Origin of the sequence: Dysgonomonas sp. HGC4, from assembly GCF_001261715.1 — a bacterium.
GTDB lineage: Bacteria > Bacteroidota > Bacteroidia > Bacteroidales > Dysgonomonadaceae > Dysgonomonas_A.
The window spans coordinates 125,911-139,278 of record NZ_CVRU01000079.1 but is presented as its reverse complement, the minus strand read 5'-3'; the positions used below and the strand labels follow the sequence as shown (position 1 = coordinate 139,278).

The 13,368-nt window shown below is 37.8% G+C and carries 7 protein-coding genes; all 7 read right to left on the bottom strand.

Annotated features, from left to right (window positions below):
- Positions 1-28 precede the first annotated feature (28 nt).
- Complete coding sequence (locus tag HGC4_RS07790; protein ID WP_050709562.1) at positions 29-1,852, bottom strand: alpha-1,3-galactosidase-related protein; 1,824 nt, start codon at positions 1,850-1,852, stop codon at positions 29-31.
- Positions 1,853-1,896: 44 nt separating this feature from the next.
- Positions 1,897-2,799, bottom strand: a complete 903-nt coding sequence (locus tag HGC4_RS07785; protein WP_050709561.1) for a sugar phosphate nucleotidyltransferase — start codon at positions 2,797-2,799, stop codon at positions 1,897-1,899.
- Positions 2,800-2,894: 95 nt separating this feature from the next.
- On the bottom strand, positions 2,895-4,037 hold the full coding sequence (gene galK, locus HGC4_RS07780) for a galactokinase (RefSeq protein ID WP_050709560.1): 1,143 nt from the start codon (positions 4,035-4,037) through the stop codon (positions 2,895-2,897).
- Positions 4,038-4,098: 61 nt separating this feature from the next.
- A complete protein-coding gene (locus HGC4_RS07775; RefSeq protein ID WP_050709559.1) occupies positions 4,099-6,327 on the bottom strand; it encodes a glycoside hydrolase family 95 protein in 2,229 nt (742 codons plus the stop codon).
- A 134-nt stretch (positions 6,328-6,461) separates the two neighbouring features.
- Entirely contained in the window at positions 6,462-8,870 is a 2,409-nt protein-coding gene (locus tag HGC4_RS07770; protein ID WP_050709558.1) for a glycoside hydrolase family 95 protein, read from the bottom strand.
- Positions 8,871-8,970: 100 nt separating this feature from the next.
- Complete coding sequence (locus tag HGC4_RS07765) at positions 8,971-10,962, bottom strand: alpha-galactosidase (protein ID WP_050709557.1); 1,992 nt, start codon at positions 10,960-10,962, stop codon at positions 8,971-8,973.
- A 106-nt stretch (positions 10,963-11,068) separates the two neighbouring features.
- Positions 11,069-13,363: a GH92 family glycosyl hydrolase gene (locus HGC4_RS07760; RefSeq protein ID WP_050709556.1), complete on the bottom strand. Its 2,295-nt coding sequence runs from the start codon at positions 13,361-13,363 to the stop codon at positions 11,069-11,071.
- Between the last annotated feature and the right edge of the window lie 5 nt (positions 13,364-13,368).

Sequence of the window (13,368 nt, the reverse complement as noted above, 5' to 3'; positions counted from 1 at the left end):
CTTTATTTTATTGTATGAAGTGAATGTGTTAATTAAATATTAATTTTTCTTTTTTGTCAGACTTAATATCAGTTTGCTTCATTCTATTATAGTTTACCGATATTTGAGATGGCAACTTATATATATTATTACTGATTATAACTTTCGAACAATTATCTAAATCGAATGACGCGTTAGTCTTAGGCAGATCTTTATCTAATGGTGAAACAAAAGGAGCATATTCAATCAGATTATTTTTGAAAATCAGTCCTTGTGTACTTTTAGCTTTCAGTATAAGATTACCATTAATTTTGAATGTATTATTTTCAATTTTGATATTTCTGTGTACCCAGTCATTCTTTGCATATTCATGATTTTCGGGTATTATGGCAATTACATAATCTTTAGAGGGTATATTGTATCCGCATTCTTCGAATACATTATTACGGATCAGAACATCGTTCACAGCTCCCGATTCATACCAACTTCCTGCATCTGCAGCAATCATAATTGCATACATTCCTGTACGGTAGAAATGATTATTCTCTATAATTACTTTCTTCGGTGTTGTTACAAGTAACCCTCTGGTATTTGTCATCTCAAATTTGCAGTTACGTATATCAAGAGAAGGTGTCCATGTAATGTTTTCGATAGCATCACCTTTATTTATTTCTTTAGGTAGAGGTTTCGTTAATTCGAGTTGAATCTCTCGATCTGATAGTCGTTTCACGCTTTTAATAATGCCAAAACCTTTTGTTTGGAGTGTAGGAGAGTGTACAAAAGCAATAGAGTCGTTTTCAAAGAAAGCGGGCATACCATAAGTTTGAGCATGCATAAACTTAACAGTGATAAAATTAGGAGTATTAATCTCTTTTATTTGTAAATAGGTTCCATGAACGTTTACCGGATCGTCATGTAGTCCTTTAAAATGACAACTCTCAATTTTTATACTTCCTTTACATCCCGAAAAATGCATACCGTCTGCAAAGGCAGCAATAGCACGACCGTGAGATGGTACGATAGTTATATTTTTATAATATAGATTTTCTGAGAACTGAGAAACAATACCCAACCCATGCATATAATGCATATTCAGATTTTCGAATTGTACATTCTTTGACAAGTTTACAAATACTCCTACATGATCTCTGATGTGATCTCTCAATGTGAATATTTTCCCTGCCTTATAATTAGTATTCGAAAAGTCTCCTTCAAATTTCACTTTTAAGGGATTGAGAACGGTTGCTTTACTTTGTTGGATAGGATCGGACGAGCTATACATATTTGTACCCTGTATTGTATCTACCAAAAGGGTGAAATATGTATTCATACCCCATTTTTCGCCATACCATTTTAATTTATTATCAATAACTGCATATTTGGAGTCGGGGTGTATGGCTGCTATGATGGAATCGGGATAAACTTCGAGAAATGTCATTTCAGACATTGTTGGGCGTTCAAAGTCTACACTTATATTTTTAAATTTTATATTCTCCGATTTGTTAATAGCCCAGCAAGTCATCTTTCCATGAAATACAAATAGAGAGCCATTGCCTTCGACAGTGATATTCTTTTTATTTTCGAATAATAATCCGACACTCTTTATTTTCGATGGGCAATCGGTTTCGGATGATGTGTTAGTTATAAAGTACTCTCTCTTCTCAGCTTTGTCAGGCCAGAAATCGTAACGTCCTTTAGGGAAAACAATAGTTGTATTTTCATTCTCGGACGAAGCATTTATAACTTGTTGAACACTTTCTGTTACATCAACAAAAGTATTGGGTTTTACGCCAAAATCCGAAACGTTTAGTATTTGGGCTTGTGTCCAAATACTAAAACATAACAGACTTATAATAAAAGAGAGTCTTTTCATAATAGAGTATATAAGGTTATTGTAAGAGAAATTGTTCTAATATATTAGAATAGTTTCTCAGGATATTTTCCTGCTTTTACCAGATCTTTAATTTTTTGTACTACCTCCGGACGATCCTTTGCATAGGTTACACCAAACCATACAGAAGGGGTATTGAGAAGTTTAACTTTTATCTCGTTTTTCTCTACTAAGGTATTAACTAGAGTTGGAATAAGAAACTCCGATTTTGGCTTATCTTGATTTTCTTTTAAGAAATCAACAAAAGAGCTTTTCGATAGTTCGAAATAATCGGGAGTGAATCCCCACATATTCATAGAAACGGGTGTTGTATCTGTAAGACTTTTCCAGTCGTTGTTTTCATCTTTATAAGAAGGTACACCATCAATTCTCTCAATACTTGTCCGTTCTACTATTTTTGTGAGATAATTCTCATTATCAATTTCACAAACACCACGAGCCACACTTCCGCTTTCCGATAATGTATTTCCTAAGAGGTAGCCAATCATACAATAATTCTTTGTGTGGCCACCCATCTTTTTGAGCTGCCCGGCAAGTATCTGATAACTTTCTCGTCCATAAAAGTCATCTGCGTTTATGATTCCGAAAGGTTCATTAATCACGTCTTTACCCATCAGTAAAGCATGGTTTGTTCCCCAAGGTTTTTCACGTTCGGGATTCAATACAAATCCTTCGGGAAGGTTGTCTAACTCCTGAAAAACTATTTCAACAGGAATTTTAGTTTCGTATTTTGAAGCTACTTTTTCTCTGAATTCCTTTTCGAATGATTGACGTATAACGAATACAATTTTGCCAAATCCCGCTTGTAAAGCGTCGTAAATCGAATAGTCCATAATAGTTTCGCCATTAGGACCCAATCCGTCTAATTGTTTTAATCCTCCATATCGGCTCCCCATACCGGCAGCAAGTACAAATAATGTTGGTTTCATGTTTTTATTTAAATTTCTTTTCTTTTTATAGGTATGGGCAGACCTATTTGTCTGCCCTCTATGTGTGAACTCAGGTAACAATAAGACTTGTAGCCTTATAATTTTCGGGCACCATCTTTAATAATGACATCGTACACTTTAGGCTTGATCTTGAACTTTTGCTCATAGCTTTCGGTAGCACGTTTGATAAAGCCATCGTGTAATTCATCTTTTACAAGGTTGATGGTACAGCCACCGAAACCTCCACCCATAACACGAGAGCCGGTTACTCCGCACTGCCGGGCAACATCGTTTAAGAAGTCCAGTTCGGGACAACTTACTTCGTATTTACGGCTTAAACCGATATGGGTTTCATACATCTTTTTTCCTACTGTTTCGTAGTCTCCTTCTTTAAGGGCTTGGCAGGCATCTAACAGACGTTGAATTTCTTCGATTACAAATTCTGCTCGTATGTAGTCTTCGGCGCTTACTTCGTTGGCTACTTCTTTGAGCATATCAAGTGTTGCGTCTCTTAGGAATTCTACTTCGGGATGGTATTTACGGATGTATGAGGCTGCGTTTTCGCATGATTCTCTGCGTTTGTTGTAGGCTGATGAGGCTAGCTCGTGTTCTACGCAGGTATTGATGAGTACTAATCGGTATCCTTTGGGATCGAATGGTACGTATTCGTATTCTAAGGAGCGACAGTCTAAACGGATGAGTGATCCTTCTTTTCCGAAGCAGGATGCGAATTGATCCATGATTCCGCACTTTACGCCTACGTAGTTATGTTCGGTGGCTTGTCCTATTTTGGCTAGTTCGAATCGGTCGAAACCTAAATTGTACATATCGTTTAGTGCGAATCCGAAACAGCTTTCGAGTGCTGCTGAGGATGACATGCCTGCGCCTAGTGGTACGTCTCCTGCAAAGACTACGTCGAAGCCTTGTATTTTGGCTCCTCGTTTGATCATTTCAAGGCAGACTCCGAAGATGTATTTTGCCCATTGTTTGATGGGTACGTCGTCTAGTTGGAATTCGTCCATTTCTTCGAGGTCTAAAGCGTATGCTTTTACGGTGTCTGTTGTTCCGTTTGGTTTGATCATGCAGTACATGGCTTTGTCGATGGCGCCGGGTAGTACGAATCCGCCGTTATAGTCGGTATGTTCGCCGATCAGGTTGATACGTCCGGGAGCAGTGTAAAGTGCACCGCCTTCACCAAAGAGTGATTGGAATTTGTTCTTTATTCGTTGTAAATCCATTTTGTTTTTTCTTATGTTGAGTGTTATATTAAAAAAGGCATAGATCGATCTGAAACCTTAATTAAGATGCCTTTATCTGATAACTAGTTTTAGGTTTAGTATTTATGATTGTAATGTAATATCCTTTATCATCTTTTTGAGAACTAACTTCCTGCCCCATAACCTTTATCGGAGTACTGGTTCTTAGTTTACAAATACCACCTTGATTAGATTTGATATTTGCCATCTCAATTCGATTGTTTTTCCATTTAATATCTACTTCAAAACCTCCTCTTGCTCTAAGACCTTTAACTTCACCTTGTGGCCATTTGTCGGGTAAAGCAGGTAACAAATGCACTTCTCCTAAATGGCTTTGTAGTAATAATTCTGACATACTGGCTGTCACACCTAGATTCCCATCAATTTGGAAAGGTGGGTGTGCACACAACAAATTCTCATAAACACCGCCCTTAGCCATATAATCTGTACCCGTATCGCTAGTTAATTCCAACGAACTGTTTAGCAGTTTAAATGCTCTGTTCCCGTCAAGCATTCGTGCCCAAAAGGCTATTTTCCAAACACGGCTCCAACCTGTTCCGCTATCACCTCTTGCATCCAAAGTTTTTCGGGCTGCATTAGCATATTTGTCGGTATAAATAGGCGAAATTGCTTTTCCAGGATATAAAGCAAACAAATGTGAGATATGCCTGTGCTTGTTTTCCGGATCGTCATCCGTATACTTCCATTCTCGTAATTGTCCCCAACTTCCAATATTGAGACCATGATCCATTTTAGATAATTTCCCTTCTAGTTCGCTTGTTAAAGAAGAATCGGTTTCTAATATTTTGGCTGCTTGAATGGTATTACTAAATAAGTCTGCAACTATTTGTTGTGCATAAGCTACTCCATTTTCCCATGGACCCTGCTCGGGTGACCACTCGTTCACAGCTAGTAACTGTCCATTATCATCAAAAAATAAGCGGTCTAACCAAAATTCGGAAGCTGATTTCATAACGGGATAAGCCACGTTTTTCAAATATTCTTTGTCAGGATTGTATAGGTATTTGTCCCATAAATGCAAGCAGTACCAACCATTTGCAGGTCGATTCCAGTTCCAATCCGAATATCCGAAAATATTATTCTGAGTTCTCATAGCCCATCCTCTGGCTTCTAGCTCAGATGCCATATTCTTCCACGAATCTTGTATAACAGCTTCGTTGTAGATATAATTGATAAATGGCATATGACATTCGGCAAGATTAGCAACTTCTGTTGCCCAGTAATTCATCTGAACATTGATGTTAGAATGTATATCCGATTCCCACGAAGGAGTATTGCTGTTGTTCCAAACACCTTGTAAATTAGATGGTAAATCGAGCCCTTCTCTGGATGATGCTATGGCAAGATAACGTCCATATTGAAAAAACAGTACATCCAAAGCTGGGTTATATTCCCCCATTGTATATTTTCTGATAAGTTCATTAGTTGGAATTGTAGGCTTAGTATTTCCAATGTTTAATGAAACGCGGCTGAAAAGTGACTGATAATCTTTTATATGATTGCTTTTCAGTGCTTGATAGCCTTTCGAAATGGCTTTTTCCTTTGTTGACTTGATAGATTCTCTCCAATCTTTTTTTGTTAGATAGTTGTGGCTGGCAGGGTCATAATCAGTACCTCCTACCAATATAATAGTAGCATTGTTAGCATTGCTAACCTGAATTGAATTTCCATTTGCAGAAACCTCTCCGCCGTCGCTTACAACAGTTAATGATGCTTCGTATGACAATAGAGTTAATTTTCCATCAATGGATATAGAATTACCATTAACATTCATTTTTCCTTGATGAGAATCCTGTAAGTTGACTTTGAAATTTACCTTTCCTTTTTTGTTTGCTGAAAAGTGCATAACAATAGCATTGTCAGGATAACTGGCAAAATATTCCCGTGAATATTGTACCCCGGCTGATTTGTAATTTACATGAGCAATTGCATCATCAATACTCAGGTCACGTCTATAGTTACTATAATTCGCATGATTATCAAACTCTATATATACATCTCCAAAGTTTTGGTATGCACCTCTTTCGGTCTTACTGCCCGTCCATAAAGTTTTATCGTTGAATTGGATATGTTCTTTCTCGACAGTTCCATATATCATAGCTCCGAGACGACCGTTCCCTAGAGGTAGTGCCGAAGTCATCCAGTTAAGTGCCGGTTTGTCGTACCAGAGTTTAAGCTCGGGTTGTTTCTGTGATATCACAGATGAAAGTGGAAGAAGTATCGCAATGAAAGCGATAAGTAATTTTTTCATAATACACGTTTTTAGTAAGGTTCTAAACCTATTTATTGCTTTGGCAAATATGCATATAACTGATAGTATTTAATCCCTCTATTTCTGAGTCTTTTATAAGTATACCTGCCAAAGTCATAAATAGTTCTGAAACCTTATTTTAATTCTATAAAATCATTTGCACTCAATGTAACTTCAACAAATCCATTTGCATCAGGAGTTAAATTGAAGGCTTTTCCATTCTTAGAGAATTGTGCTTTTTTAGTTCTTTGTGGAACTTTTAATTTGAAAGTATTTGCACTTATGGCTTTAAGTTTAGCTTCTGTCACTTCACCATTTGCCCATTTCAGATCTATTTCTGCACCTCCTTGGGTGTGTAACCCTTTGAAGGAACCGGTATTCCATTCTTTAGGTAAGGCTGGAAGAAACTGAATATATCCTTCGTGACTTTGTAACAACATTTCGGCAATACCTGCTCCGCCAGCTTCGTTTCCATCAAAAATAAATATATCGTATGGTGCTCCTGCTATGCCTTCAGGTGATATGGTAAGCAAATTTTCTCTGGAGAAATTACGTTCTAATAATACTACACTTTCGTAAGCTTTTTCGGCATCTAGTAAGCGTGCATAGTTGCTAATCATATTTGCTCGGCTCCACTCTACATCTTCCCAACCTTCTGCGGCAAGTCTCAATTCCATTGTCTTACGAGCGGCTTCTGCCAAAACAGGAGTTTTAACTGGCGATATTTGAGAGAATGGATATAATGCCAATAGATGTGAGGTGTGGCGGTGGTTGGGTTGAGCTTCATCAAAGTCTTCGAACCACTCTTGTACTCCTCCATTCTTTCCGATTTTGAGAGGAGGAAGTTTTGCTAATGCATTTTTAAGACTATCACGAAACTCTTTATCAACTCCTAATATATCGGATATTTCGATACACGAAGTTAATGCTTCGAAAGCTAAAACTCTATCGGCGGTAGGCATCATAGATAACGACAATTCTTCACCTTTGTATATGAATGAGTTTTCGGGAGAGGTGCTTGGTCCCGTCATCAGGTATCCATTATTGGGATTTACGACCATATAATCCAACAAAAACTCTGCATTGCTTTTCAATATAGGATAAGCTTTGTCTTTGAGGAAATCTTTATCTAATGTATAATTATAATGTGTCCATAGATGCGAAGCAATCCATGCACTAGCCATAGGAAATAATCCCCAGTTGGGTCCCGCTCCCGGAGAAGTATAGCCCCATACATTAGCTACGGTATGTGCTGTCCATCCACGTGCACCGTATACGTTTTTAGCTGTTCTTTGACCTTCAATAGAGAGGTCTTTGATATAATTGAACAATGGTTTATTACATTCGGCTAGATTTCCGATATTAGATAACCAATAGTTTTGTTGAGTATTAATATCTAAGTGATAGTCGTTAGTCCATCCCATGTTACAAGCCAGATTATCGTTCCAGATTCCTTGTAGATTAGCGGGAAGAGGAGAGTTCTCTCGCGATGCCGCAATCAGCAGATAGCGTGCATAGTTGAAGAATAAAGCATCAAGACCTACATCATTTGCTCCGTCTTTTACCTTTTTCCATCTTATATCTGTAGGGAGATTATCGGTTTCGCTGTTTCCTAAAAACAGATCAACTCTTTTGTAAAGATTTGAATAATCTCCAATATGATTTTGCTTAACTTTATCATAGTTTTGAGCCAGAACATTATCGACTGTTTTTACGCAATCTTCTTTGTACTTGGGATTACTATAATCTGTTCTTACATCAAAAGCGATTACAATAGACGTTGCATCCGTAATTTCGATTTTTCCATCTTTAGTTGTAACTTTTCCATCTTTGATGGTTACTCCTACTTTTCCGAGAAAGTTAACGCCTCCCGGTCCTTGTTTGGGAAAAGAAACTTGTCCAGAAAATTCGAGACCATTATTCGTAGTCCGCATCTCAGATTCACGCAAGAGATCAAAGGATAGATTTAAGTTTAGAGCTTTTGCTTTACTTGCCGATAATTTGATAATTAAAGCTTCATCTGGATTACTACAAAAATATTCTCTGGTATATTTTACATTTCGAACCTTGAATGTAATGGTGTTAATTGCATTTTCCAGATTTAATTCTCTTTTGTAATCAGATATATTTCCCTGAGGGTATTTGAAGTTTATTTTCATGTCGCCCAAAGGCACATGTGAGCCAAAAGAATGGGGAGTTCCCGATAGATATTCTGATGCTATTCTATTACCTTTCGAATAATCTCCTGCAAAAAAGAGTTGTCTGATATCATTTAGTATATCTTTTCCGCAGAGACGTTCCTGAAATTTGTCACGTTCTCCGGACCACATAGTTACCTCGTTGAGGGCAACTGTTTCGGTTTCGACTCCTCCATAAACCATTGCTCCTATACGACCATTACCCAAAGGACTCGATTCCATCCACACCTTAGCTGGTTGTTTGTACCATAGCCTATGGCGATTGTTATTGGGCGATGCAGATACCTGTACATTCATGAATATCAATAGTAGGAGTGTAAGTGCTAATCCTTTTATCTTTTTCATAATTTTGTTTATTGTATTTTGTTTGGTAGGGGCAGACCTGTGAGTCTGCCCTCAATGTATATGGGCAAACTTATGTGTTCGCCCATATGGTAGTGGTGTACTATTTGTTGATCTTAAATAGTTTTACATCTTTGGCAGGAACGGTTAATGGAGTTTTCATATCCACATTTGCTCCGCTCCAAAGTTCTTTTGCTGTATATTCTTTGGTAGCATCCAGTCCTATTCTTTCAAGTGGAACTTTAACTGTAGCGTCTTCTTCCTGATAATTGAAGATTACATAATACATATTTCCTTTATCATCGGTATGTATAAATTGATTTTCCGATTTAGTACCGTTTCCTTCAACGGGACGGAAAGAACGACCTTGTGCAACTGCATTTACATCTGCATTGGTCAGGAATTTTTTAGCTCTTTCTTTTGCATCTGTTGGACCAGCTTTGCTGAAATCGTCACCTGCAATATATAATCCTGTGATAGCTGCCGAAGTTATACGGGCTCTGTTTTCTCCCTCGGTAGCATCTCTCAATACAATATGATCGGCATCGTTAAATTGGTAAATATTATCAATCCACCAACCGTATGAAACGGCATTCATAGTATATTCGGTATCTTTTATTTTGTTCCACGCATCACAAGCTATACGACGCGATTGTGCGTATTGTGCAGGAAAAATAGGTGAAATTGACAAGTTGATAAACATATCTCCGAAATATTTATCGAGTAATTGCATACCATAATTATAGGCTTGTATACCTGTTTGAATTTCAGGTTTGTACCATTTGTCGCCTTCCATTGCTCCGTGAGTCATAAAGTCCATCTTCACATATTCGAAGCCGCAACGGCGAAACAATTCTGATGTTATTTTCATCTTTTGTTCAATCGCAGGATGAGTAGGATCTACTGCATAAGCCCCGTCAAATTCCTGAGGTTTTCCATTGGCATACACGTATATATCTTTGTATTTATATTCGGGTACATCGTCTACTGCACGGTCAGGATTTTTACCCCAATCGGTAAATGGAGTCCAATAAATACCTGCTATTTGCCCGTTTGCTTTACATTTGGCTACGAACGATTTTAGTTCGTCTTCGGTGAAACTGTTCCAACCCGAATCGAGACCAATATATACTGTATTGTCAGGATTTATAAAATGATTGTTTTGCAGGTTATCATTAAAGAAGTCCGACACTTCCAATGCTTTTTGGTAAGTAAGATTGAATTGCAATGCTCCCCAACTGTTCCATCCGAAAGGCATTGCTTTATCCCATGCTCTGCGAGGTGTAACTATTGCATTTGCTTTTCCGTACTCTTCCATTCCGTTTCTCCAATCGGCGAAATCTCCGATAAGTACTTTTGGCGATTTGATTGTTTTAGCTGATAATGTTCCGTGAGGTTTTGAATCACGAGTCAGTGAATCGGCAATACCTCCGTAGCATACCAAAGAACCGATATTGCTGTCATCGCCTTTAGTCATATCGATAGCTGTTTTCCAGTTATCGTGTTCTACAGAGCCAATCACGATACCATTACGTGTATTGTTATTGAAAACAGTAGCTACTTCGTAACTTCTCAGTTTATCGAAAGTTAATGGATGAGACTGAAATCTAACCCATGCATCGTTATCAAAAGGAATAAATAACGCTCTGTTATCACCTTTCTCTAAAACGGGAAGCATTTTTTCTACGTTTATTGGAACCATATAATTGGACGAAACATTGCTGTCTCCCGATAAAGTGAAATCGGTTAGAATGTAGTCTCTGTCCGTATATACGTAAAACGATTGTACTAAAGTCGGAAGTTCTTTACTTGTGTATGTAATGCTGAGAACGGTTCCTTTTCCGAACTGATCGGATAGGGCATTCTGTTCAACTTTCGAACTTGTGTATTCTTTAGCAGTAATAAGCTTATCGCCTAGCTTGTAAGATGGATAAACATTTTCAAAAAGGGCTTTTCCTTCTTTCTCGATGTTTATTGTTTTGCTTTCATCATTATAACTTATTTTCCATTTGCCCTGATTCAAAACCGAGTTGTTACTACATGATAATAGTAATATGGATAACGTAAATAAAAAGAGAGGTTTAAATATTCTCATAATGTTTTCAGGTATTTTATTTATGTATATTTTTTATTGGATGTTTTGTTGTAGGGCAGACCTATGTGTCTGTCCTCTATGGGTGAACACATCGGTTCCCCCCTACTTAGATTCCATCGGGAGGTATATTCTGAGGTTTGCTTCCCCACTTAGAAGGTTTACTTCCCATCTTGAATTCCAGAGTTCCGCCATTCACAATATCATTGTATGTAATGTACGTCTGGTCGTATTTCTTTCCGTTTAATAAAACCGATTGTATATAAATATCTTTTGAAGATTGTTTTTTAGCCAGTATCTTAAATACTTTTCCCGATGCCAATTCAATATGGGCACTTTCGACATGTGGAGTTCCGATAACAAAAATTCCGTTCGCAGGATTTACTGGATAAAAACCGATTGCACTTAAAACATACCATGCCGACATTTCGCCACAGTCATCATTTCCGGCATATCCTGCCGAAGTATTATTGTATAATTCGGTGAGAATTTTCGATACATAGTATTGAGTCTTCCAAGGCTGACATGCATAATTGTATAAATAAGCTACGTGATGACTTGGCTCATTACCATGTGCATATTGCCCAATAAATCCCGAAGCATTGTCGTTCAACTCTCCGCTTTGATGTTCCAAAGTAAAGAAATCATCCAGCTTTTTGGTGAAAGCCTCATTTCCTCCTACCATTTTCACGAGGGTATTTACATCGTGCGGAACATACCAGAAATATTGCCATGCGTTACCTTCCGTAAATGGATAACCTCCGTTTGCTCCATACTTAAAGGGATCGAAAGGTTCTATCCAATCACCTTTATCGTTTTTTGACTGAAAAAATCCCGATTGGCTATTGTAGAGGTTCTTATAAAATAGCGATCGTTTGGTGAAGTGTTTATAATCATCCTCTTTGCCTAGTTTCTTTGCTAATTGAGCTACACACCAATCGTCATAAGCAATTTCCAAAGTAATAGACACCGATTGAGTTTGTAAATTCTCAGGCATATAACCATACTTTTCCCAAATATCGAACGGTGAGTTCAGGTGAGGAGTCATAGATGAGGTTTTAATAGCCTCGTAAGCTCTTTCAACATCAAAACCTTTTAGTCCCTTTAATGCAGCATCTACAATAACAGGAATAGAATGGTTACCAATCATACAATAGTTTTCTTGCCCCCATAATTGCCAGATAGGCAGGTAGCCGTACGAATCGTATTGCCTCAACATGCTATTGACAAAATCGGAGGTTCTTTCGGGTTGAAGCAATGTGTATAAAGGATGTGCAGCACGATAGGTGTCCCATAAGGAGAATGTAGAATATTGCCTTCCGTCTTTTTCTGAAAGGGTTCGTTTTGTGTAATCAATATCGGTATATTCACCGTTTACATCCGACATCGTGTTAGGCTGTACGGAAACATGATACAATGAAGTATAGAATATTTCCTTCTGTAAATCGGTTCCCTCTATTTTTATTTTGCTTAATTCCTTTTCCCAAGTATTATCAGCATCGGTTACTATTTTATCAAAATTCCAGTCTGAAATTTCGGTATCGAGATTCAGCTTTGCATTTAGAGAACTAACTGAAGATAATCCCACTTTAATAAGTAACGGGTTATTGTCTTTATTCTCGAAATCAAAAATAGCTCTGACGTCACTACCATTCAGTACCCCATTATTTGGATAAGTAGTATTTCCATCCACCATTTTATTAGCTACGATAGGCTTCGAAAATCTGGCGTAAAAATATACTTTTCTTAGTTTTGCCCAACCTGTTATAAGTCGGTATCCCTCTATTGTATATGGATCGACTATCTTGATTTGAGAATTAATAATACGTGTAGACCAACTGTTTTTATTGAGTGAATGGTTTAAATCTAAAATTACTCTCGACTGCTGATCTTTCGGAAAAGTATAACGGTGAAAACCTGCATGAGTAGTTGCCGTCAATTCAGCATTGATATTGTAACGGGATAAATTCACCTGATAATATCCGGGATGAGCTTTCTCGTTATCGTGTGAAAAAGTCGATTGCCATCCCTCCATCGAATCGGTGGTTGCATCTTTGTTTATGGCAATATCTCCTGTTACGGGCATAAGCAGGACATCGAAAAATTCGGCAACACCCGTTCCGCTTAAATGTGTGTGGCTGAACCCGAAGATACTTTTATCATTGTAATCGTATCCTGATGCTTGTGCCCAATCGGGCGCATTTCGGGTATCGGGGCTTAGCTGAATCATACCGAAAGGAACTGTAGCCCCCGGGTAATTATTTCCCGAGAGGCTTGCTGCTACAGCTCCTGTCCCAATAAAAGGATTGACATACGATGTTAACTTTGAATTAGGACGATCTTGGCTATTTAAGATTCCTAACGGAACCATTAACATCGTAGCCAGTATTAATAAATATTTCATATTTG

What these genes read in the sequence shown, in the direction of transcription:
- HGC4_RS07765 (WP_050709557.1), bottom strand. Translation starts at nt 10,962, where the DNA reads ATGAGAATATTTAAACCTCTCTTTTTATTTACGTTATCCATATTACTA.
- HGC4_RS07770 (WP_050709558.1), bottom strand. Translation starts at nt 8,870, where the DNA reads ATGAAAAAGATAAAAGGATTAGCACTTACACTCCTACTATTGATATTC.
- HGC4_RS07790 (WP_050709562.1), bottom strand. Translation starts at nt 1,852, where the DNA reads ATGAAAAGACTCTCTTTTATTATAAGTCTGTTATGTTTTAGTATTTGG.
- galK (WP_050709560.1), bottom strand. Translation starts at nt 4,037, where the DNA reads ATGGATTTACAACGAATAAAGAACAAATTCCAATCACTCTTTGGTGAA.
- HGC4_RS07775 (WP_050709559.1), bottom strand. Translation starts at nt 6,327, where the DNA reads ATGAAAAAATTACTTATCGCTTTCATTGCGATACTTCTTCCACTTTCA.
- HGC4_RS07785 (WP_050709561.1), bottom strand. Translation starts at nt 2,799, where the DNA reads ATGAAACCAACATTATTTGTACTTGCTGCCGGTATGGGGAGCCGATAT.
- HGC4_RS07760 (WP_050709556.1), bottom strand. Translation starts at nt 13,363, where the DNA reads ATGAAATATTTATTAATACTGGCTACGATGTTAATGGTTCCGTTAGGA.